23 protein-coding genes and 1 pseudogene are annotated in these 23,450 nt (G+C 43.5%); 1 reads left to right on the forward strand and 23 read right to left on the reverse strand.

All coding sequences use genetic code 11. The features are described 5' to 3' along the window. Window positions 1-141: 141 nt before the first annotated feature. The 18 genes and pseudogenes from C1E99_RS15345 to C1E99_RS13560 all read right to left on the reverse strand — a co-directional run bounded on the left by C1E99_RS15345 (window position 142) and on the right by C1E99_RS13560 (window position 14,139). The gene (locus C1E99_RS15345) at window positions 142-801 is read right to left on the reverse strand and encodes a CPBP family intramembrane glutamic endopeptidase (protein ID WP_238146252.1); all 660 of its coding nucleotides are present in this window, start codon (window positions 799-801) and stop codon (window positions 142-144) included. Between the two features lie 42 nt (window positions 802-843). Beyond that, window positions 844-1,509: a CPBP family intramembrane glutamic endopeptidase gene (locus C1E99_RS13480; protein WP_238146253.1), complete on the reverse strand. Its 666-nt coding sequence runs from the start codon at window positions 1,507-1,509 to the stop codon at window positions 844-846. Window positions 1,510-1,673: 164 nt separating this feature from the next. Next, window positions 1,674-2,306 (reverse strand): hypothetical protein, encoded by a 633-nt coding sequence (locus C1E99_RS13485; RefSeq protein WP_105207794.1) that lies wholly within the window; start codon window positions 2,304-2,306, stop codon window positions 1,674-1,676. Further along, complete coding sequence (locus C1E99_RS13490) at window positions 2,299-2,772, reverse strand: GNAT family N-acetyltransferase (RefSeq protein WP_105207795.1); 474 nt, start codon at window positions 2,770-2,772, stop codon at window positions 2,299-2,301. The genes C1E99_RS13485 and C1E99_RS13490 overlap by 8 nt, the downstream gene beginning before the upstream one ends. A 64-nt stretch (window positions 2,773-2,836) precedes the next feature. Next, window positions 2,837-3,610, reverse strand: coding sequence for an acetyl-CoA carboxylase carboxyl transferase subunit alpha (locus C1E99_RS13495; protein WP_105207796.1), 774 nt, complete (start codon window positions 3,608-3,610; stop codon window positions 2,837-2,839). Continuing rightward, window positions 3,607-4,473 carry an acetyl-CoA carboxylase, carboxyltransferase subunit beta gene (accD, locus tag C1E99_RS13500; protein ID WP_105207797.1) on the reverse strand — a complete coding sequence of 289 codons (867 nt, stop codon included), beginning with the start codon at window positions 4,471-4,473 and terminating at the stop codon, window positions 3,607-3,609. The genes C1E99_RS13495 and accD overlap by 4 nt, the downstream gene beginning before the upstream one ends. A 14-nt stretch (window positions 4,474-4,487) precedes the next feature. After that, window positions 4,488-5,861 (reverse strand): annotated as a pseudogene (gene accC / locus C1E99_RS13505) (acetyl-CoA carboxylase biotin carboxylase subunit). A gap of 24 nt (window positions 5,862-5,885) precedes the next feature. Beyond that, window positions 5,886-6,308, reverse strand: a complete 423-nt coding sequence (gene fabZ, locus C1E99_RS13510) for a 3-hydroxyacyl-ACP dehydratase FabZ (protein ID WP_105207798.1) — start codon at window positions 6,306-6,308, stop codon at window positions 5,886-5,888. Then, window positions 6,305-6,733, reverse strand: coding sequence for an acetyl-CoA carboxylase biotin carboxyl carrier protein (accB, locus tag C1E99_RS13515; RefSeq protein WP_105207799.1), 429 nt, complete (start codon window positions 6,731-6,733; stop codon window positions 6,305-6,307). The genes fabZ and accB overlap by 4 nt, the downstream gene beginning before the upstream one ends. Then, entirely contained in the window at window positions 6,734-7,969 is a 1,236-nt protein-coding gene (fabF, locus tag C1E99_RS13520) for a beta-ketoacyl-ACP synthase II (RefSeq protein ID WP_105207800.1), read from the reverse strand. 13 nt (window positions 7,970-7,982) lie between these two features. Continuing rightward, entirely contained in the window at window positions 7,983-8,717 is a 735-nt protein-coding gene (gene fabG, locus C1E99_RS13525) for a 3-oxoacyl-[acyl-carrier-protein] reductase (RefSeq protein ID WP_105207801.1), read from the reverse strand. Between the two features lie 9 nt (window positions 8,718-8,726). Continuing rightward, window positions 8,727-9,647, reverse strand: a complete 921-nt coding sequence (gene fabD / locus C1E99_RS13530; protein ID WP_105207802.1) for an ACP S-malonyltransferase — start codon at window positions 9,645-9,647, stop codon at window positions 8,727-8,729. 1 nt (window position 9,648) lies between these two features. Then, window positions 9,649-10,614, reverse strand: a complete 966-nt coding sequence (gene fabK / locus C1E99_RS13535; RefSeq protein ID WP_105207803.1) for an enoyl-[acyl-carrier-protein] reductase FabK — start codon at window positions 10,612-10,614, stop codon at window positions 9,649-9,651. A gap of 166 nt (window positions 10,615-10,780) precedes the next feature. After that, window positions 10,781-11,005 carry an acyl carrier protein gene (locus C1E99_RS13540; RefSeq protein ID WP_105207804.1) on the reverse strand — a complete coding sequence of 75 codons (225 nt, stop codon included), beginning with the start codon at window positions 11,003-11,005 and terminating at the stop codon, window positions 10,781-10,783. Window positions 11,006-11,064: 59 nt separating this feature from the next. After that, complete coding sequence (locus C1E99_RS13545; RefSeq protein WP_105207805.1) at window positions 11,065-12,042, reverse strand: beta-ketoacyl-ACP synthase III; 978 nt, start codon at window positions 12,040-12,042, stop codon at window positions 11,065-11,067. Continuing rightward, window positions 12,039-12,473, reverse strand: a complete 435-nt coding sequence (locus C1E99_RS13550) for a MarR family winged helix-turn-helix transcriptional regulator (protein ID WP_105207806.1) — start codon at window positions 12,471-12,473, stop codon at window positions 12,039-12,041. Before C1E99_RS13550 ends, C1E99_RS13545 begins: the two co-directional genes overlap by 4 nt. A 79-nt stretch (window positions 12,474-12,552) precedes the next feature. Beyond that, complete coding sequence (locus tag C1E99_RS13555; protein ID WP_105207807.1) at window positions 12,553-13,344, reverse strand: enoyl-CoA hydratase; 792 nt, start codon at window positions 13,342-13,344, stop codon at window positions 12,553-12,555. Between the two features lie 150 nt (window positions 13,345-13,494). Further along, on the reverse strand, window positions 13,495-14,139 hold the full coding sequence (locus tag C1E99_RS13560; RefSeq protein ID WP_105207808.1) for an HAD family hydrolase: 645 nt from the start codon (window positions 14,137-14,139) through the stop codon (window positions 13,495-13,497). 167 nt (window positions 14,140-14,306) lie between these two features. Here C1E99_RS13560 and C1E99_RS13565 point away from each other — a divergent pair, with 167 nt between their 5' ends. Beyond that, window positions 14,307-15,665, forward strand: a complete 1,359-nt coding sequence (locus tag C1E99_RS13565; RefSeq protein WP_105207809.1) for an aspartate kinase — start codon at window positions 14,307-14,309, stop codon at window positions 15,663-15,665. Between the two features lie 36 nt (window positions 15,666-15,701). Here the strand turns inward: C1E99_RS13565 and alr are convergent, their stop codons facing one another. The 5 genes from alr to C1E99_RS13590 form a co-directional block, all read right to left on the reverse strand. Then, window positions 15,702-16,802, reverse strand: a complete 1,101-nt coding sequence (alr, locus tag C1E99_RS13570; RefSeq protein ID WP_105107225.1) for an alanine racemase — start codon at window positions 16,800-16,802, stop codon at window positions 15,702-15,704. Next, window positions 16,789-17,154: a holo-ACP synthase gene (acpS, locus tag C1E99_RS13575; RefSeq protein WP_105207810.1), complete on the reverse strand. Its 366-nt coding sequence runs from the start codon at window positions 17,152-17,154 to the stop codon at window positions 16,789-16,791. Before acpS ends, alr begins: the two co-directional genes overlap by 14 nt. A 70-nt stretch (window positions 17,155-17,224) precedes the next feature. Then, the gene (gene secA / locus C1E99_RS13580; protein WP_105207811.1) at window positions 17,225-19,750 is read right to left on the reverse strand and encodes a preprotein translocase subunit SecA; all 2,526 of its coding nucleotides are present in this window, start codon (window positions 19,748-19,750) and stop codon (window positions 17,225-17,227) included. 499 nt (window positions 19,751-20,249) lie between these two features. Next, window positions 20,250-21,131 carry a fructokinase ScrK gene (gene scrK / locus C1E99_RS13585; RefSeq protein ID WP_105107222.1) on the reverse strand — a complete coding sequence of 294 codons (882 nt, stop codon included), beginning with the start codon at window positions 21,129-21,131 and terminating at the stop codon, window positions 20,250-20,252. 196 nt (window positions 21,132-21,327) lie between these two features. Further along, window positions 21,328-23,217, reverse strand: a complete 1,890-nt coding sequence (locus C1E99_RS13590; RefSeq protein WP_105207812.1) for a sucrose-specific PTS transporter subunit IIBC — start codon at window positions 23,215-23,217, stop codon at window positions 21,328-21,330. Window positions 23,218-23,450: the final 233 nt, after the last annotated feature.

The following is a 23,450-nucleotide window of genomic DNA, read 5'->3' on the forward strand; positions in this document are numbered from 1 at the left end:
TTTTTCTTTGTGTAGCATAGGAGAACCTCATAAGTCCTTTTTCTTATATTATACTCCTAAATACGAAGAAAAGCCCTTAGAAAATCAATTCTAAGGACTTTGTCTTCAGTCTGAAGACGACTCCTTCTAGGAGTCGCTTTTTTATAGATAATAGAAAATAGTGGCAATCAGATTGTTTACCAAGTGCACTGCAATCGGGTAAATCAAATAGCCTGTTTTATGATAGAGAGTTGACAAAATGATACCACTCCCCGCATAAATCAACCATGAACCGATGTCCGTTGGTCCATGAAGCAATCCAAAAAGGAGGCTTGAGGCAATGATTCCTAAAATGGCATGATGACCAAATAATTTTTTGAAAAAGTAGCCGCGTAGCATAACTTCCTCTCCAACGGCTGGTAAAAATGCCGTTGTTAAAATTGCCAACCAAAACGGAACTCCTTTCAAGGATTCCATAATCAGGGTCTCATTGACAGTTGTTTCTGCTCCTTGTAACTCTAGTAGAAACGAGCCAGCCATATCCGTCAACTGCATGATGGCAAAACTCAGAATGACGAGAGCCATTCCATCCCAAGAAAGAATCTTGGAATCCCAAACGGGTAAGCTATTTTTCTCAGCTCGCCACCAGAAGAATCCCACAATTCCCACTGTCACAAGCCCCGTTATCAGCAGAACAGGTTGCGACTTGGACTCTTCTAAAATCAAATCCGGGATGACGAAAATCATTAAAAAACCAAAAACTCTCAATAAAATCCATATCTTCCGACCAATCCACTCTAAACCTTGACTTAATTTTTCCATACTATTCTCCTTTTGCTCCCTGATTCTTGTCTCTATCTTCCCTTATTTTAAATAATAGAATGCCACTACTGACCAAGCATTATTGATAAAATGAACAGCGATAGGATAAATCAGATAATCCGTTTTATAGTAGAGGTAAGCCAGCAAGAAACCTGGGCTAGCATAAATAATCCATGAACCCAAATCTGTCGGTCCATGTAAGAAAGCAAAAATCAACCCAGAGACCAAAATTCCTAACATCTTATGCTTTTCAAAAAACTTTTTGAAAAGATAGCCTCTGACAATGATCTCCTCGGTAATGGCTGCCTGACAGGCTATTCTTACAAAGGCTAACCAAAATGGAATGTTTTCTAATAACTTTGTCAATTCAAGATCATTACTGGTTTCTTCAATCCCCTGAAGTTCCATAATGTAATAGCCAAGGTGTTTAAATAGCTGAGCCACTGTGAAAGTTAAGACAACAAAACCAAGACCTTTCCAAGTTAAAAAATTTCTATCCCAGATGGTAATGTCATTCTTTTCAGCCCTCCAATACATAAAGACCATAACTCCAATGGAAGATAAAGCTATTCCCAAATGAGCTACCGGTGAGGTAGACATTTCTAAAATAGCATCTGGAAAAACAGAAATCAATAACAAACCAAACGCTCTCAGTAGTATCCAAAGCTTGCGACCAAGCCATTTCATCCCTTGACTTACATTCTCCACACCCATCTCCTTTACTGCTACACAACATACAAATATTCAAACAATTATATCAATTAAATGTTTCGTATCGTTTATATAGTACAATATTACAATAATACAAACTTTTTGTCAATATAACAAAAAACAAACATCCTGACAATGCTTGTTTACTGTCAACCCACTGATCATTCAGTGGGTTTTGTCATATTCAGATAAGGTTCTAGCAGAGAAAAGCCTCCAACCAAGTGGTCTAGCAGTTCCTCTTCGGACTCAACCGTTTCAAATGGTACGTCATATTTGACCAGTACTTTTCGAACCCGTCCCGTTTCAACAGCTTCTAGTAAAATCTGCCTATTCTCCTCCGTTCCATCCAAGCGATAAAATACCTGTCCCTCCTGTACCCAGTAATAAAGCGGTGCCTGAATCGGACAGTTCAGCACACGGTTTTGCTGAAGCAGAGAAGTCTCTACCTTCTTTCGTTCAATGAAGCTAACTTCTACTGAAATCCCCGCTTCAACTCCCTTACCATACAGACGAATGGCGAAAGCTGGGGCCGATGGACTAGCAGAGGGAAGGCGGTAATAGGTCCAAAAATGCGGTCTGCAAATCTGGGCTTGGTTCATCCATTGACTGACTCTCTCGGGCACCAAGGGACCGACTTGTTCAGTTAAGGCTAAACTTAATGTCTGAAACTCCTTACGTGCTGCCTGTGCTAAGTTTCTTAAGACTGTCATCTCGCCTGCCGAATCTCCTACCTTTTCAGGCTTGCAATAATGAACTCCTTGATATTCCAAATATCTACGGCACTGTTCAAGCATCTGAATCTCCTATCCACTTCTCCATATAGACCATATCCATGCCTTCCTGCTCAGGCTCGGTTTTGATAGCCTTGTAGCCCAGATTTTCGTAGAAAGCGACCAATCTAGGCTCCTGCAAGACAGTACAGAGTACCCAACGCTTAACCGTTGGATAAAGTTGTTCTAACTCTAGCATAGCCTTATGACCATAGCCTTTTCCTCTGTGGTCTGGATCAATGCCAATCAGACCCAGCCAGCCCTGGTCTGCATCTTCAGCGACCGTTGTTCGTACCAGTCCGACTGTCTGACCCTCTTCGACAATCTTATAATAGCTGCAATTTGGTCGTGCAAAGCGTGATTGAAAGTAGTCCAGAGTTTCAATAGCAGGGTTGTATTGGTCCTGGTAGGTTTCATACAAAGCCGCAAATGCTCGGTGCTGAATAGGCAACAATTCTTCTGCGTTTGATAAATCTGCTTTTACTAACATGAAAAACCTCCTGAAAACTATTTTACCCATTGTATCAAATCTAGCAAAAAAATACTAGGTCTTCCTAGTATTTTCTAAAGCGTTGATAGCGGTTTTCGAGCAATTTATCAAGTGGCAAGGCTTGGAGTTGAGCCAACTGGCTGATGAGGTTTTCCTTGATATCAGCCAAAACTTCCTTGGTCGCTCTGCCATTTTCCAAAACAACCCGATCGACCACTTGGAGCTTCTCCAACTCATAAGAGGTGATCTTCATGAGTTCGGCCGCTTCCATAGCCCGACTGCCGTCTTTCCAGAGGATAGAGGCAAAACCTTCGGGGCTGAGGACGGCGTACATGGAGTTTTCCAGCATCCAGACCTGGTCTGCGACTGCTAGAGCCAGAGCTCCACCAGAGCCGCCCTCGCCGATGATAATAGCGATTATAGGCACCTTGAGGTCGCTCATCTCCATAAGGTTGCGGGCAATGGCCTCACCCTGCCCACGCTCCTCGGCACCGACACCGGGATAGGCTCCAGCAGTATTGATGAAAGTGACAACGGGACGCCCGAACTTCTCCGCCTGTTTCATGAGGCGAAGGGCCTTGCGGTAACCTTCAGGGTGGGGCTGGCCAAAGTTGCGTTTTAGGTTATCCTGGAGGTTCTTGCCCTTTTGGATACCGATAACTGTCACAGGCTGACCTGCTAGAAAGCCGATACCACCCACTACAGCTCCGTCATCGCGGAAATTGCGATCACCGTGCAATTCCATAAAGTCATCAAAGAGTTGATTGGCATAGTCCAAGGTGGTCAGGCGAGCCTGGTCACGTGCCAAACGGATCATACGTGCTACATCACTGGTCATCTGACACCTCCATGCATTCTCAACAAGCGACTGATGGTCGCAGGCAGGTCTTGGCGTTTGACAATAGCATCAACAAAGCCGTGTTCCTGTAAAAATTCAGCCTTCTGGAAGTCGTCTGGCAGATTTTCCCGAACGGTTGACTCAATAACCCGTCGTCCTGCAAAACCAACCAAGGTCTGCGGCTCAGCCAAGATAATATCGCCTTCCATAGCAAAACTAGCCGTCACACCTCCTGTTGTGGGGTCTGTCAAGACCGTCAGGTAAAAGAGACCAGCATTGGAATGACGCTTCACTGCTGCCGAAATCTTGGCCATTTGCATCAGGCTCATAATGCCTTCCTGCATGCGAGCACCTCCAGAAGCTGTAAAGAGGACAACTGGCAAACGCTCTTCAATCGCCAACTCAAAGAGGCGGGTGATTTTCTCACCAACCACCGTGCCCATAGAGGCCATGATAAAGTGCGAATCCATGATGCCAAGGGCAACTGGCTGACCACCGATTGTCGCCTTGCCTGTCAAAACAGCCTCGTCCAAGCCCGTTTTTTGACGGGTGGCTGCTAATTTCTCTAAATAATTGGGGAAGTCCAAGGGATTTTTGGTTTCAATCCCTGTAAACAATTCCTCAAACGAGCCTTCATCGACTGTCAAAGCCAGGCGTTCCTGGGCTGTAATCCGAAAATTATAGGAACAGTGTTGACAGGTTTTCTCTAATCCCAAATCATTTTTGTAAAGGATGACCTTACAAGCAGGACATTTGGAAAAGAGTTCATCTGGCACCTCTGGCTTTGCTTGAGGTGCCGACTCTATCCGCGAACGATTGGGATTGATGCGGATATATTTGTCCTTTTTGCGAAACAAAGCCATAGCATTCTCCTAGTTTACTTTTTTAATTCTTCCTGATAGCGAGGTAAAAATTCTTCCATGAGGTAGGCAGTATCGTAGTCACCTGCCACCACTCGCTTGTCGGAAATCAAGTCCAGCTGGAAGTCGGTATTGGTCACCACTCCGTCAATTTCCAATTCATAGAGAGCCCGTTGCATCTTCATCAGGGCTTCAAAACGATTTTCCCCATGCACGATGACCTTGGCAATCATCGAATCATAGTAAGGCGGAATGGTGTAGCCTGGGTAAACTGCCGAATCCACACGCAAACCAACGCCACCACTTGGCAGGTAGAGATTGGAAATCTTACCTGGACTTGGGGCAAAGTTAAAGACTGGATTTTCAGCATTGATACGGCATTCAATGGCATGACCTATAATCTTCACATCTTCTTGGCGGACACTGAGTTCCTGACCAGCCGCGATCCTGATTTGCTCCTTGACAATATCCACACCGGTGACAAACTCGGTAACTGGATGTTCCACCTGCACCCGTGTGTTCATTTCCATGAAGTAAAATTCGCCCTTGGCTTCGTCCAAAAGGAACTCAATGGTTCCCGCATTTTCATAGCCAACTGACTGGGCAGCCCGCACCGCTGCTTGACCGATACGTTCCCGCATGGTCTGACCAATAGCGATAGACGGAGCTTCTTCCAAGACCTTCTGGTTGTTGCGTTGAAGGGAACAATCCCGTTCTCCCAGATGGATGACATGACCGTGCTGGTCCGCCACAATCTGTACTTCGATGTGGCGGGCGGGATAGACAACTCGCTCCATATACATGGCTCCGTTACCAAAAGCTGCCTTGGCCTCACTGGAAGCTGATTCAAAGGCTGGCACTAGGTCTTCAGCTTTTTCCACCTTACGAATCCCCTTGCCGCCACCACCTGCCGATGCCTTGAGCATGACTGGGTAGCCAATCTTTTCAGCGATTTCAAGGGCTTCTTGGCTGGTCAAAACTTCGCCGTCTGAGCCTGGAATGACAGGCACTTGAGCCTTAATCATCTCTGCCCGAGCATTAATTTTATCCCCCATGGTATCCATGACCGTTCCAGAAGGTCCGATAAACTTGATGCCGACCTCTTCACAAAGGGTAGCGAATTTGGAGTTTTCACTCAAAAATCCAAAGCCGGGATGAATGGCCTGGGCACCTGTCACAACTGCCGCCGAGATGACCGCCTGCATATTGAGATAGGAATCTGTCGAACGGGCAGGTCCGATACAGATAGCCTCATCTGCCTACATGGTGTGGAGGGCTTCCTTGTCAGCCTCTGAATAGACAGCCACCGTCGCAATCCCCAACTCTCTGGCCGCACGAATAATCCGCACCGCAATCTCACCACGATTGGCAATCAAAATCTTCTCAAACATGATGAATCCTATCTCCTTTAGATACTAATTTCCAATGGCAAAGGTTAGCACCCCCGACGCAGCCAGTTTTCCGTCCACCTCTGCCTTTGCCTCAACGACCGCAATGGTTCCACGGCGTTTGACAAATTTAGCTGTCATAATCAACTGGTCACCAGGGACAACTTGCTTCTTAAATTTGACCTTGTCCATACCGGCATAAAAGACCAGCTTGCCCTTGTTTTCTTCTTTGGATAACTCCAAGACACCTGCGGTTTGTGCCAAAGTCTCCATGATGAGAACACCTGGCATGACAGGATAGTCAGGGAAATGCCCGTTGAAGAAGGGCTCGTTAATGGTCACATTTTTAAGGGCGACAATCTCATCTTCTGATACTTCAAGGACACGATCGACCAAGAGCATAGGATAGCGATGAGGTAGAGCCTCTTTAATTTTTACAATATCAATCATTTGATGCGTACCAATCCTTGTCCAAATTCTACAACATCTTGGTTGGCCACCAAAATTTCTGTAACTACACCGTCACGGTCAGCCGGTACTTCGTTCATGACCTTCATGGCTTCGATAATCATGAGGGTCTGGCCTTTTTTGACCATATCGCCGACCGCTACAAATGCTGGCTTGTCAGGGGCTGGTGACAAATAGGCCACACCAACAAGTGGACTTTCCACTACCGCACCCTCTGCCACAGAGCTTTCTTCTACTGGAGTTGCCTCACTAATCCCAACTGCTTGCACAGGGGCTGGACTTGGTGCCACTGTTGCCTGCTGGTTTTTACTGAAATGCAAGGTTTCCCCAGCATTGCTATATGAAAATTCTCGCAAACTTGACTGGTCAAACTGACTCATCAAGTCCTTTATTTCTGTAATATTCACTTAAGCCTCCCAACGTTTGAAAGCAATCACCGAGTTGTGACCCCCAAAGCCAAATGTATTTGAAATGGCATGACGGATTTCCATATCACGGCCTTGACCGTAGATGACATCTGCCTCGATGTAGTCAGACAACTCCGTCGTACCTGCTGTCTTTGGTGCGTAAGAATGACGCATAGCCTCAATAACAGCCGCTGCTTCAACAGCACCCGCCGCCCCCAACAAGTGACCTGTGAAGGACTTGGTGGAAGAAACTGGCGTGTTCTTGCCGAAGACGGATACGATAGCTTGACTTTCCCCTTTTTCATTAGCCGGTGTCGAAGTTCCATGGGCATTGATGTAGTCAATGTCAGCTGGCTCCAAACCTGCTTCTGAAATGGCCAACTTCATAGCCTTGATAGCACCCAAACCTTCTGGGTGTGGAGAAGTCATGTGGTGGGCATCGCAGGTATTTCCGTAACCAACGATTTCAGCCAAGATGGTTGCCCCACGCGCCTCTGCATGCTCCAAACTTTCCAAGACCAAGACCGCAGCACCCTCTCCCATAACAAAACCATTGCGGTCCTTGTCAAAGGGAATAGAAGCACGTTCTGGATCCTCAGTCGTCGACATAGCTGTCAAAGCCTGGAAGCCACCGATTGCAAAGGGTGTAATAGCCGCTTCTGAACCACCTGCCAACATGACATCTTGGAAGCCAAACTTGATTTCTCGGAAGGCTTCACCCAAGGCATCGTTAGACGAAGCGCAGGCTGTGATGACACACTTGCAGACACCATTGGCACCGACCTGCATAGCAATATTTCCGGCCGCCATGTTTGGCAAAGCCTTCGGAAGTGCCATCGGACGAATTCGTTTTGGTCCTTTTTCGTTCATGCGAGCAACCTGCTCCTCGATTTCCAAAATCCCACCGATACCAGTTGACAAGATAACACCGAAACGGTCACTGTCAACGGCTTCTGTATCAAGATTGGCATTGGTTACTGCCTCACGAGCTGCATAGAGAGCATAGAGGGAGTAATTGTCATAGCGGTTGGTATCTTTTTTAACAAAGTATTTATCAAAAGGAAAATCCTTGATTTCCGCTGCATTATGGACAGTATAGTCACTAGTATCAAACTTGGTAATCTTTCCGATTCCAATCTTGCCATTGACCAAGCTATCCCAGAATTCTTCTGGTGTATTTCCAATTGGAGATGTCAGACCGTAGCCTGTCACTACTACACGATTTAATTTTGTCATTTTCAAACCTCTCTTATTGCATGGTCAAACCGCCATCAATGGCAATGACCTGACCTGTCAGATACTCTTGCTTGGCAAGGAATACAGCGACATCTGCCACTTCTTCCGTTAAACCGAAACGTTTCATAGGAATTTGCCCCAACATGGCATCCTTGATTTTGTCAGACAGAACATCTGTCATATCTGACTGGATAAAGCCTGGTGCGATAGCATTGACACGAACATTGCGACTAGCGACTTCACGGGCAATGGATTTTGTAAAGCCGATAACACCTGCCTTAGAAGCGGCATAGTTGGCCTGACCAGCATTCCCTGTCAAACCTACCACACTGGAAAGGTTGATAATAGCCCCTTCACGTGCCTTGGTCATCGGTTTCAAAACAGCCTGGGTCATGTTAAAGGTCCCTGTTAAGTTGATACTCAAAACGCTCTCGAAATCTTCTTCCGTCATTCGCAAGGTCATACCATCCTTGGTAATCCCTGCATTGTTGACCAAGATATCGACGCTACCAAGAGCCTCAACTGCCTCAGCCACCATCCGTTTGGCATCTGCCGAACTGGAAATATCACCTGAAATCGCCACTACTTTGACACCGTAGCTTGAAAAGCTATCCAGCAAGTCCTGCCCCAACTGACCACGACCATTCAGCACCACATTGGCACCAAGGCTTGCAAACTTATGGGCAATGGCCAAGCCGATTCCACGACTTGAACCCGTCACAAACACATTTTTATTGGTAAGTTCCATGATTTCTCCTTATTGGCTAGTCAACAAGTCGGCTAGACTTGCCACATCTTCTACTGTCACAACCGTTGCCGTCTTATCAATCTTCTTGATAAAACCTGCCAAGACCTTGCCTGGACCGATTTCAATAAAGTTAGTCACACCAGCTTCCTGCATGGTTGCGATTGACTCATAAAAACGAACTGGTTCCATCACTTGACGGGTCAAGAGGGACTTGATGTCTTCTTTTTTCATGACCTTAGCTTCTGTATTGCCAACTAATTCTACTTGGAAGTCTGCGAACTCCACCTCTTTCAGAGCCTGAGCCAGTTGCTCCGAAGCTCGTCGCAGGAGAGCCGTGTGGAAAGGCCCTGACACATTGAGGGGAATCATGCGTTTGACTCCCGCCGCCTTCAAGGCTTCCACCGCCTCATCCACAGCTGCCACCTCGCCGCCGATAACGATTTGGGCCGGTGTGTTGTAGTTGGCTGGGGAAACAATCCCAGAGGTAACTGATGAACAGACCTCTTCAATCAAGCTGACATCTGCATTGAGGACAGCGACCATCTTACCAGTCCCTGCTGGCGCAGCCGTCTCCATAAACTCACCTCGTTTGGCAATCAAGGAAATGGCATCTTCAAAGGCCAAAGCACCTGAGGCAACCAAGGCTGCGTATTCTCCCAAGGACAAACCAGCCACCATGTCGGGTTTAATCCCTTTTTCTGCCAATAAACGATAAATGGCAAGGGAAGTTGTCAAAATCGCAGGCTGGGTATAGCGGGTCTGGTTGAGTTTGTCTTCCTGATGGTCAATCAAGTCCCGCACATCATATCCCAGAATCTGACTAGCCTGGTCGTAAGTTTCCTTAACAATGGGATAGGTGTCATAGAGGTCACGGGCCATACCAAGTGTCTGGGCCCCCTGACCTGCAAATAAAAAGGCTATTTTTGTCATCTTATTCTCCAACGGAAGCCCAGCGACTCGCCTCTTCACGAATCACCTTGGCTGCTCCATAATAGATGTCTTTCAAAATCTCTTCACAGGTTTCTTCCTTGGTCACCAAGCCAGCTATCTGACCTGCCATGACCGAACCATTGACCACATCACCGTCCACAACGGCATTGCGAAGAGCACCTGCTCCAAGCACTTCAATTTCTTCTTCTGTAATTTTTCCTGCTAGGAAATCTTTTTCCGCAGCAGCATAGGCTGTGGAAAGTTTGTTCTTAATGGCACGCACCGAATGTCCGACAACGGAGGCAGAAACAGTCGTGTCAATATCCTTGGCCTTGAGGACCTTTTCCTTGTAGGCTGGGTGGGCATTTGACTCCTTGGCAACAACAAAACGTGTCCCCACTTGGATGGCTTCTGCCCCTAGCATAAAGGCTGCGGCAGCACCAGCACCATCTGCGATACCGCCCGCTGCGATAACAGGAATGGATACGGCTTCAACAACCTGACGGACTAGGGTCATGGTGGTCAATTTACCGATGTGGCCACCTGCTTCCATTCCTTCTGCGATGACGGCATCCACACCCAGTTTTTCCATGCGTTTGGCAAGAGCCACACTAGGAACCACTGGAATCACAATAATACCAGCTGCATGCAAGCGTTCCATGTATTTACCAGGATTGCCCGCACCTGTCGTCACCACCTTGACACCTTCTTCGATGACCAAGTCAACAATGTCATCCGCAAATGGAGACAAAAGCATGATATTGACACCGAAAGGCTTGTCCGTGATAGATTTAACCTTGTCAATATTTGCCTTGACCACCTCTTTGGGAGCATTTCCTCCACCGATGATGCCCAGACCACCAGCATTTGAAACCGCACCAGCCAAATCGCCATCAGCAACCCAGGCCATACCACCTTGGAAAATTGGATAATCAATATTTAATAATTCTGTAATCTTTGTTTTCATAGTTCCCTCATTCTTTCTTTGCTTGGCTAATCATTTGAACATCAAACAATTAGCTAAACAAGCGAGGGCCAAGCCCTCACTTAATAATTAGTTTGATGTTTCAATGTTTTGATTATCAAACTATCTGTCCAAAGAAAAATGCTAAATAGCACTTTTCTATCGAAATCTATATTGTTTTTTCTTCAACATAAGCAACCAAATCGCCTACAGTTGTCAAACCTTCTTCATTGTCGATTTGGATGTCGAATGCATCTTCGATTTCAGAGATAACTTGGAAAAGATCCAATGAATCTGCATCCAAATCTTCAAATGTTGTTGTAAGGGTTACTTCTTCAGCATCCTTACCCAATTCTTCAACGATGATTTCTTGTACTTTTTCAAATACTGCCATGATAGTGCTCCTTTTTGTATAAAAAATATTTTTAATCATTGCCAGAGGCAACGTATTAACTAAAGTTTCAGTAGTAGCGTGCCCCAAGTCAGGCCGCCACCAAAGCCTGCCAACACAACCGTTTGGCTACCATCCAAGCGCAAGCTGCCTGCTTCCACACATTCTGATAGGAGAATGGGAATGCTGGCTGCACTGGTATTGCCATAGTGCATCATATTGGCTGGAAATTTCTCGATACCAATACCTAGCTTACGTGCCATCTTATCCAAAATCCGACTATTTGCCTGATGAAGCAGGAAGTAATCCACCTCATCACCAGTCAGACCCTGACTGTCTAACAGCTCTGCAATGGTCTTGGTCACGTCGCGAACAGCAAACTCAAAAATCGCTCGACCATCCATCTGCAAGTAAGGTTGGTTGCTCCCTTCTTTTGAAAAGGGAGAGTGCAAACCTGTTTGACCAGAGGTCAAACCTAGACCACGACTGCCATCCGTTCGGTTGATTTCTGCTAGAAAGTGTTGCTCAGGACTGGCCTCCAACAAAACCCCACCAGCACCATCTCCAAATAAGACTGCCGTTCCACGATCTGTCCAGTCAAGAGTCTTGGACAAGACCTCTGCTCCAATCACGATTCCCTTTTGGTAGATACCAGAGGAGATCAGTTTGTCGGCGGTGGACAGGGCGAAAACGAAGCCCGAACAAGCTGCCACCAGGTCATAGGCAAAAGCTTTCTTGGCACCGATTGCCGCCTGGACCCGAGCTGCCGTTGACGGCATGGCTGAATCTGGTGTGATGGTTGCGATGATGATAAAATCAATTTCATCAGCAGCCACACCCGACTTGTCTAGCAAGGATTGGGCAACCTGACTAGCTAAATCGCTGGTATTTTCATCTACAACAATCCGTCTTTGACGAATACCCGTCCGCGAAGCAATCCAGTCGTCGCTGGTATCCATGATCTGTGCTAAATCATCATTGCTCACAAGCTGTTCAGGAACATAGTGGGCAACCTGACTGATTTTAGCTAAGGTTCTCATTTCAAATCCTCCAAGAAATTATAGAGTTTGTAGAGCCCTTTTTTCATCACTTGGTATTCCGCCTCATCCATGCCGTCTGTAATCTGCTTGACCATTTCATTATGGAACCGTTGGTGCAAGCGATAGACCAGACGACCTTTCTTTGTCAGATAGAGATGAATCACCCGTCTGTCTTTGGTAGAGCGCACGCGTTCGATATAGCCCTTTCTCTCCAAGTTGTTGAGACTGGTTGTCACCGTTCCAAGTGTCACCATCAAAGCCCGAGCAATATCACTCGGTGTCGCTCCCTTCTTATCACCAATTTCATCAATGGTGTGCATTTCCTTTATGGAAATGTCGTTGAAACGACTCTTTCGGAGGCTATTCTCCTGAATGACCAGGACATTATTAAAAATTGCCGTTAGATATTCATTGATTTTTGGATCTTCCAAAACAGGCCTCCTTTACTTTGATAGCCAAAGTATACTCCAGAATAATTTGATTGTCAAATATTTTTTCAGAAAATGCTAATTATTTTCCTTTGAAAACGGGTCTCCTCCACTCTGCATGTGCACGTACACCTTCCTTGAAGTCTTCTTTGAAGGCCAGACTTTCTTGCAGGTCTAACTCCAAGCGGCGATAAGATTCCCAGCCCTTGAACTGACTCTCCCAGACCAGTTGCTTAATCGCCACATAGGAATTGATGGAACAACGCATGAGCTTCTTAAGGACCTGTTGGACAGTTTTTTCCAACTTTTCTGGCTCAACCAATTTGTAAACAATGCCGTATTCTAAGGCTTTCTCCGCAGACAAACCTTCTCCCGTCATAGCCAAGTGGCTAGCACGATTGGCACCAATGGCACGACTGAGCAAGAAAATACCACCCGCATCTGGCGCCAACCCGACGCCAACAAAGGCCTGGATGAATTTTGTTTTAGTCGAAGAAATCACAAAATCTGCAGCAACCGCCATATTGGCTGCAGCACTGGCTACTGCTCCATCGGTGATCATAATGACAACCTTTGGTAGTTGCTTGAGAGAAAAGGAGATGTCATTAACCAGCTCTGCTATGCGCACAAGAGAAGGAATGTCGTCCTCATCCACCGCTCGCTTCATCTCCACCAAATCTCCTCCGACAGAGAAGATGGAACCTGCTGCTTCAATTTTTAGAAACTGCACCTGATCATTTTGAGCGGTCTCCTCAATAGCAGCCAGCATCTCTTCACACATAGGAATATTAAAGCCGTTTGCCACATCCGGACGATTGAGTGTCAAGGTCGCTAGATTTTCAGACACTTCATAGGCAATAGTTTGATAGACCATTCATTTCCTCACTAGATAGTTTGATATTTAAAACATTTGAAAATCAAATTTAAATTTCTTTTCCCTATTCTAGCACAGATTTTCAAAATGTCACGAATTTACAAAAAATAAAGTGTGACATCTGAAAAAAAGCTGGCATCGCCAACTCTTTTATCCTATGTCTAATAGTTCCATCGCTTGATCTAAGCTATCTATAATGATGTCTGCTTGGGATTGGTCCATCCCATAATGTTGATCTCGGATGGCCCACACAGTCAGACCGGCTGCCTTAGCTGCTGCAATCCCTTTGAAACTATCTTCAAATACCAATATATCATCCTTATCAATGCCTAAGGCTTGAACAGCTTTTTCATACACTGCTGGATGTGGTTTTGGGGCATAGCAATCCATACCTGAGAAAACATACTTAAAGTATTGGGCAATCCCTGCTTCAGAAATTGCTCGGTCAATTTCCTCCTTATCTGTGTTAGAAGCCAATACCAAAGGTAAACCCTTCTTAGACAGACGATCTAAGGTATGTTTCACATCTGGAAAAATAGTCTCCGCATAGGGAGTTGGTCGTTTCTCCTTATAAAGACGGTACTCCTCCTCCAAAGCTGGGATATCCCATTTTTCAAAATCATCCCCTAAAACACGCTGCCACATTTGGCTGGCTCTACCACCTACAAAGAATGAGGGTTCCAAATGGTCTATCGTAATGCCCTTTGTAGCCCAAAATTCTATCCGGCGTTCAAAATAAAAATTCTCTGTATCAAACAAGACCCCATCCATATCAAAAATAACTGCTTTTACCATGTATTCCTCCTATTCCTACTCTATTGTAACATATCACAAGTATTTTCTGAAAACTTTCAATGAGTTGTCGTTCACTTTCCAGCTAAATCTCAATAAGATTTGTCTGAACTTACTGACAATTAGACATCATTCTGATATAATAGAAAAAAATATCCAAGGAGATTGAAATGAAAGTCATTAAATTTGGTGGAAGTTCACTTGCTTCTGCCGGCCAGTTAGAAAAAGTATTCAATATCGTACAATCAGATCCCGAACGACGCTTTGTTGTGGTATCTGCACCTGGAAAACGAAATGCAGAAGATACAAAAGTCACAGATGCTTTGATTAAATACTACAAAGAATACATCAATGGAAAAGATGTATCTGCTAGTCAAGAATGGATTATTAACCGCTATCAAGCAATGGTTGACGAGCTTGGATTTACAGCAAAAAGCATGAAGAAAATTGCGGAAAGTATCAAGTCATTGGCTAGTCTTCCAATTGAAAACAACGATTTTCTTTACGATGCTTTCTTAGCTGCTGGTGAAGATAACAATGCAAAATTGATTGCCGAATATTTCACTTTTAAAGGCTTACCTGCCCGCTATGTCCATCCCAAAAAAGCTGGCATTATTGTCAGCTCTGAACCTGGTAATGCTCGCATTCTTCCGTCAAGCTACGACAAAATTGAAGAACTACGTGATTCAGATGAGATTCTAGTTATCCCTGGATTCTTTGGTGTAACTGTCGACAATCAAATTTGTACTTTCTCTCGTGGCGGTTCAGATATCACCGGTTCCATCGTAGCAGCTGGTGTTAAGGCTGACTTATATGAAAACTTTACAGATGTTGATGGTATCTTTGCTGCCCACCCTGGCATTATCAAAAATCCACATTCTATTAAAGAATTAACCTACCGTGAAATGCGTGAGTTGGCCTATGCTGGATTCTCTGTTCTTCATGATGAAGCCCTCCTTCCTGCCTATCGTGGACGCATTCCTCTAGTTATTAAAAATACCAATAATCCTAACCATCCTGGCACTCGAATCGTTCACAAACATACAGAAGAAACTGTTCCTGTAGTTGGTATCGCTGCTGATGACGACTTCGTAAGTATCAATATTTCTAAATATTTAATGAACCGTGAGGTCGGCTTTGGACGTAAGGTCTTGCAAATCCTTGAAGATCTAAATATCCGTTGGGAGCATATGCCAACTGGTATCGATGACCTATCAATTGTCCTACGTGAGCGTGAATTGACACCGATTAAGGAAGAAGAAATCCTTCGCCAACTCAATACCAAACTTGAAGTAGATAAGGCTGAGATTGAACACGGTCTATCAATCATTATGATTGTTGGTGAGAACATGAAGAGCCACGTCGGGGTGACAGCGACTGCAACAGCTGCCCTATCCCAACAAAACGTCAACCTGGCAATGATCTCGCAAGGAGCAAGTGAAGTTTCTGTCATGTTTGTAGTTAAAACCGAAGAAAAAGAAAAGGCCCTCAAAGCCCTCTATCAAGCTTTTTTTGAAACAAGTAACTAAGTAAAAAAGTTCATGCAAAAAAATGCATGAACTTTTTTATACAATTCGAGGGATTCTATCCGTCAACAAACAAACCACCTCATAATTTATTGTTCCAATATAATCTGCCCAATCTTGAACGCTAATGTTATTTTCTTTATCTTGTCCAATTAAAGTAACTTTTTCACCAATAGCATAATATTGAGGCAAGCGAATCGTTATTTGATCCATGGAAATACGACCAACGATTTCACAAATGTGACCATCTACTAAAACATGAAATCCTTGCAAACTCCGTACCATCCCATCAGCATAACCAATTGGCACTGTCGCAATCCATTCCGGCTCTGAACTCGTGTAGGTGGCACCATAACCGATATGACTACCTGCCTCAATTTTCTTGACATGGACAATTTCAGAAATCAATGATAGAGCAGGTTGAACTTCAAATGGCAACTCTAACGTATGACCACTTGGGTTCATTCCATAAATAATATTTCCTAGACGGACCATATTAAAAACTGTTTCTGAATGCCATATACTTGTGGCAGAATTACTTGCATGAACCCATCGAGGCTTGGTAGGTAGACTTTCTAAACAGGACTGGAAATGTGATAATTGCCTTTCAAATAATTCAATATCTTCTTCGTCTGCTGTTGCAAAATGAGTATAGATTCCTTCGAATTCGATGTCTAAATCCTTCAAAAGGTCAAGCGCTTCGTGAATTTGCTCACTCTGTCGAAAACCAATTCGCCCCATCCCAGTGTCAATTTTTAGATGGACGGTTAAACCAGAAACATCCGTATTCAATTTTTTGATTTCTTCTAACCACTCTAAACTAGCCAATGTGACACTAATGTTTAGTTTTTGTGCTAGAGCCAAATGCTGTGTCGGAACAATTCCTAAAATGAGTATCGGGTGCTCCAATCCAGCTTGTCGTAACTCAAGTGCTTCATCAAGGTTTGAGACGCAAAATCCAGCTACCTTGTTGGATAATCTCTTTGCAACAGCTACAGCTCCATGACCATAGGCGTTAGCTTTTACAACCGCAAATGCTGCTGTTTTAGAAGACAGACGGGACATTACTTGATCCACATTGCCAGCAATTGCATCTAAATCAATATGAATTCGTGTGGGGCGATGTTCACTTTCTATCATTCTCTTCCTCCAAAATTACACTAGCCTGAACAAAATGACTTGAATGGCTAATACTGATCCAGACCTTTCCAGAAAATGGACTGAATGAAACAAATGGCGCACCGTGATTGGTATTGAGAATTTCAATATCCTGAAATCCAACTTTGCCAATACCCGTTCCTAAGGCCTTAGAAAAAGCCTCCTTAGCTGCCCAACGACCTGCCAAGTATTCGACTTGTTTACGGCCCTTTAACTGAGAGTATCGTTCAAATTCCTTTGACGTTAGAATTCGTTTTGGAAAGCCGATATGCTTTTTTCGCGCTTCATCAATCGCTTCAATATCTTGAAGGTCAATCCCATGACCAACTATCATCAGTTTCTCTTTCTTTTTACATGAAGAAAACAAGAAAGACTGGGTTTGCCACCCAGTCCTTTCCATTTTTCTATTTACGGCCGTGACAATTCTTAAATTTCTTACCAGACTGACATGGACATGGATCATTTCGATCAATACCCTCAAATGAAATTGCTTCCTCAGCATGATTTGACTGATGTGGCATAATATTCTTCACAGCAGTAGTATGTGCTTCTTGAACTGCACGTTCACGCTCAATATTATCATGAATCTGCGCCTTCATCATCAATCGTGTCACTTCAAACTCAATTGCACCAATCATGTCATTAAACATTGTAAAGGCTTCTGATTGATACTCAACAATCGGATTGTTCTGAGCATAGCCACGAAGACTAACCGCATTACGCAATTGATCCAAGGCATCAATATGATCTGTCCACTTATTGTCTACAACTCGAAGAATTAACACTTTCTGGAATTCTCGGATGCGTTCCTCATCACGAAGCTTTTTCATCTGAGAATCATAGACTTGTAATGCACGTTCATACAATTCGTCAATGATTTCATATTTATCAAGCTCTTCCAAACTTGCAATACTTAGACTTCCATCTTCAACTAGGTTTGCATGAGCAAATTGAACAATTCCAGTTACCGCTTCTTCTTTTGAACCAAGGAAATGTCCCTCAACCTGTCTTTCAATGGTCCGCAAAATCATTGCCTTAATTTCTGGACCAAGGTCACGATCTGCTGTAATTACTTCGTGGCGTTGACTGTAAATGATTTCACGCTGCTCACGCATCACATCATCATACTGTAAGACTTGTTTGCGTGAGTCGTAGTTATTTCCTTCGACTCGTTTTTGAGCCGCCTCCACTTGACGAGTCAGCATCTTAGACTTAATCACAGACTCTTCCTCTGTCAAGTTCATTCGTTCCATAAAGGCCTTAATACGTTCTGAACCAAAGCGTTTCATAAGGTCATCTTCAAGTGAGAGATAAAATTGTGACTCCCCCTTGTCACCCTGACGACCGGCACGACCACGGAGCTGATTATCAATCCGGCGGCTCTCATGACGCTCTGTACCAATGACACATAGACCACCCAGTTCCAATACTCCTGGGCCTAATTTGATATCCGTACCACGTCCAGCCATGTTGGTCGCAATAGTAACTGCACCACGCTGACCAGCATTCATGATGATTTGAGCCTCTCGGTAATGGTTCTTGGCATTCAAGACTTCGTGTGGAACACCAGCAGCAACTAATTTTTGAGAAATCAAATCAGAAGTTTCAACAGCTACAGTACCAACAAGAACTGGTTGACCTTTTTCGTAACGACGTTTAACATCCGCTACAACCGCATTGAACTTATACTCCAAACTTGGGTAAAGTAAATCTTCATGGTCAATACGTTGAATTGGACGGTTAGTTGGGATAGGAATAATGCGAATGTTATAAATTTCGCGGAATTCTTCTTCTTCTGTCTTACCTGTACCAGTCATTCCAGAAAGTTTTTTATACATACGGAATAGGTTTTGGTAGGTAATAGAGGCACTTGTTTTGGATTCGTTCTGTACCGGTACACCTTCTTTTGCTTCAATCGCTTGGTGAAGACCATCTGAATAGCGACGCCCTTCCATGGTACGACCTGTAAATGGATCGATAATCATAACTTCTTGTTCTTCGTTGACGAGATAATCCACATCATAAATCATGATATAGTTTGCACGAAGGGCATTATCCAAGAAGTGGGTAATTGCTACATTTTCGATATCATACAAGTTATCTAACTTGAAGAATTTTTCAGCCTTATCAATTCCCGAATCCGAAAGTCCAATCGTTTTTGATGGAACATCAATAATATAGTCATCTTTATTTAATGATTTAACCAACTGATCGGCGAGGAAATAAAGTTGGTTAGTTTCAGAACCTTGAGGACCTGAAACAATCAGCGGAGTACGCGCTTCATCAATCAAGATAGAGTCTACTTCGTCAACCAAGGCATAATTCAAAGGACGTTGAACCATGTCTTCCGCTCGTACAACCATGTTGTCACGAAGGTAATCAAAACCAATCTCTGAGTTTGTTGAGTAGGTAATGTCACAGTTGTAAGCTTCACGTTTTTCTGAAGGTGATTTTGCTGCTAAGTTAATCCCTACAGACAAGCCCAACCAAGAATACAATTCACCCATCTCCGTCGCGTCACGCGTTGACAGGTATTCATTTACCGTCACTACGTGAACACCTTCGCCAGATAGAGCATTGAGGTAAACTGGCATGGTAGCTGTCAATGTTTTTCCTTCACCTGTACGCATTTCTGGTACGTCACCATTATGTAGGACAATTCCTCCCATAACCTGTACTTTATATGGATATAGTCCTAACACACGTTTTGCAGCCTCACGCACAACTGCATAAGCTTCGTACAATAAGTCATCAAGCGATTCGCCATTCGCATAACGATTCTTAAACTCTACTGTCTTGGCTTGCAGTTGCTCGTCTGTAAGAGCAGCCATCTCATCTGCATACGAGAAGACCTTATCTGCCATTTTTTCTAATTTTCTTTGCTCTCCCTTTTCATTTTCAATGAGAGAACGAAGTACATTTGTTATCATAAATTTCATCCTATAATCAGTTTAGTTCAATGCATTATTCTACCATAAAAATGGCTAACTTTCAAGATTTTGACTAGATTCTACAGCACCGAAACATAAATAAAAATACTACTTAACATAAGCTAGATAATTCAAATAGATGTGTAAATCAGGAAACTCCAGTAGTGTAGTAGATTTAACCGATTTTTTGACAAAATAATAAGTGGGTGTACAACACATAAATACAAACCACATTCATTCACGTCAAGCTTCCTCAGTCTGTATAATCTTTTTAGTGTATTTCTGATTCCTTCGACAGGCTAGGAAATGTCGTTTTCATATTTCCAACCCAGTACATTCACAATCCTGTACTAAAACCTTAACATTTGATTCAAGACATTTTCGTTCAATTCGCAATTTCCAACTATCAATCAGATAATGGGTGCCAGTCTTTTCTATACAGTGGATTATCATCAAAAAAAGGATTTAATTTGTTTCAACAAACTAAATCCTTTTTCAATTATTTTTCAGAAACTTGTTTTGCTAATGCAAAGTTTCCAAGTGTGGCTGAACCATTTTCAGCAACGGCAGGTGTTACAATGTATTCTTTGACATCTGGTGTTGGAAGATAATCGTTCATCAAACCAACAAATTTCTCGCGTACACGATTGAGCATATGTTCTTGTGCCATTACACCTCCACCAAATACAATGACTTGTGGACGATAAAGAAGAGTCGCTTGAACAGCCGCTTGAGCAATATAATATGCCTGAACATCCCAAACATCTGAATTCAATTCAATTAACTCACCACGAATACCAGTGCGTCCTTCTAGAGATGGACCTGCTGCCAATCCTTCTAAACAACCATTATGGAATGGGCAAGTTCCATTAAACTCATGCTTGACATCATATGGATGCAAAGCTACATAAGTATGACCTGCTTCTGTATGGCCCAAACCACCAATGAATTCACCATTTTGAATGGCACCTGCTCCGATACCTGTGCCGATTGTGTAATAAACCAAGCTTTTAACTCCCTTGCGAACCAAGGTCTCACCAAAAGCAGAAGAGTTCACATCTGTTGTAAAGTAGAATGGGATATTAAATTCCTTAGCAATCAAACCGAGCAAATCGATGTTTGACCAATGTGGCTTAGGAGTTGATGTAATATAGCCATATGTTTGTGAGTTTTGGTCAATATCAATTGGACCGAATGAACCAATGGCAATACCAGCCAAACGGTCTTCATAACGTTTGAAGAATTCTACTGTACGTTCAATGGTCTCATAAGGTGTTGTCGTTGGAAATTGTGTTTTTTCAATTACTTGGAAATTCTCATCACCAACAGCACAAACAAATTTTGTACCACCAGCTTCCAAGCTTCCGTAAAGTTTTGTCATGTGAAGATCTCCCATTTTTTATCTGTTCTATTATACCATAGATAATAACAGAAGAAAAAGGCTTACCGCCTTTTTCTAAATATTTTTTCTTCTAGGTTCTCATCTTACTTTCAGTACTAGGCAACGAGCTGAAGGCTGTACTGAAGTACGCCAAAGCGAGTTAACGAAGTAATGAAAACAAAGAGGGGGGCTAGAATTATTTAGCAACTTTCAAGAAGTCAGCACCATGAGCGATTGTACCTTCAGCAAGTGGTGAAACTTCTGTGAAGTCTGCAGTGTTTGTCACGATGATCATCGTTGTATCATCAAGACCTGCTTCAGCAATTTTCGCAGCATTGAATTTAGCGATTGGAGTACCAGCTTTTACTTTATCGCCAGCTACTACTAATTTTTCAAATCCGTTACCGTTCATTGAAACAGTGTCAATACCAATATGGATAAGAATTTCAGCACCAGAAGCTGTTTTCAAGCCATAAGCATGACCTGTTTCAAAAGCAATTGTTACTTCTGCATCTGCTGGTGCATAAACAACACCTTCAGAAGGTTTAACAGCCAAACCTTTACCCATAGCTCCTGATGAGAAGACTGGGTCATTAACATTTTCAAGAGCAACTACATTACCTGAAAGTGGAGAAACAAGAGTTTCTTCAGAAAGCAAAGCTGTTGTAGCTTCATTTGCTAGAGCCGCTGTTTCCTTTGCAACTGCAGAAGATTTACCAGCAACTGGCTCTTCATCTTCATAACCAAAGAGGTAAGTCAAAGCAAAACCGAGAGCGAATGATACAGCTACCATAAGGATGTATGGAAGAATTTGACCATTACCTGCATAAAGTGTCAAACCTGGGATGATAGTAACACCCATACCTGTACCGGCAAGACCAAGAAGAGATGCTACAGCACCACCAATCGCACCCGCAATCAATGAAAGAAGGAATGGCTTACGGAAACGCAAGTTAACACCGAAGATAGCTGGCTCAGTAATACCGAGGAAGGCAGAAAGAGCTGCTGGGAAAGCAAGAGCTTTCAACTTAGGATTTTTAGTTTTCACACCAACCGCTACTGTTGCAGCACCTTGTGCTGTCATCGCTGCAGTGATGATGGCGTTGAATGGGTTAGCACCAGTGTTTGCGACCAATTGAGCTTCCAAGAAGTTGAAGATATGGTGAACACCTGATACCACGATAACTTGGTGAACACCACCGATAAGGAGACCACCAAGACCAAATGGCAAGTTCAAGATTGCTTGTGTGCCAGCCAAGATGTAGTTTTCAACCACGTGGAAGACTGGACCAATGACAAACAAGCCAAGGATAGACATAACAAAGAGGGTTACGAATGGTGTTACCAAGAGGTCAAGAACTTCTGGAACAACCTTGCGGACAGCTTTTTCAAATTTAGCACCAATCAAACCGATGATGAAGGCTGGCAATACTGAACCTTGCAAACCTACAACTGGGATGAAACCGAAGAAGATAGTTGGTTTCACATCGCCACCTGATGCTACAACCCAAGCATTTGGCAATTGACCCGCAATGAGCATCATACCAAGAACGATACCGATTGTTTGGTTACCACCGAATACACGGAAGGTTGACCATACTACCAAGGCTGGCAATACGATGAATGCTGTATCTGTCAAGATTTGTGAGTAAACGTTCAAATCTTCTGGAAGAGTATAACCAAGAGCTCCAAGAAGACCGCGAAGACCCATGAAGAGACCAGTTGCTACGATAGCAGGAATGATTGGAACGAATACGTCACCGAATGTACGGATTGCACGTTGGAAAGCATTACCTTGTTTCGCAGCTTCCGCTTTTTGCTCACCAGTAGTCGCTGTTGGCAAACCAAGGGCAACGACTTCATCATAGATTTTGTTTACTGTACCAGTACCAAAGATGATTTGGTATTGACCAGAGTTGAAGAAAGCACCTTGTACTTTTTCGATGTCTTCGACTGTATCCTTGTCGATTTTTCCTTCATCAACAACCATTACACGGAGGCGAGTCGCACAGTGGGCAACACTACGTACGTTCTCACGTCCGCCAAGGGCGTCAATGACTTTTTTTGCAATTTCTGTATTATTCATCTTGCAAAAATCTCCTTATATTTTTTCTTTTTTGAAAGTGTTTTCACTCTTTCGATGTTTTTATTATATATGGTTTTTGCGAATATGTCAAACGTTTTGCAGATTTTTTTAAAAAATTCCAAGAATCACAGTAAAAACTTGATTTTTCAATAGAAAACGTTTACTATGTTAATTGAAATATTAGATAAAAAATTGGAGATAGTATGGCCTTTACAACTGAAGTTGTAAAGGCA

This window comes from Streptococcus suis, from assembly GCF_002964045.1.
GTDB lineage: Bacteria > Bacillota > Bacilli > Lactobacillales > Streptococcaceae > Streptococcus > Streptococcus suis_U.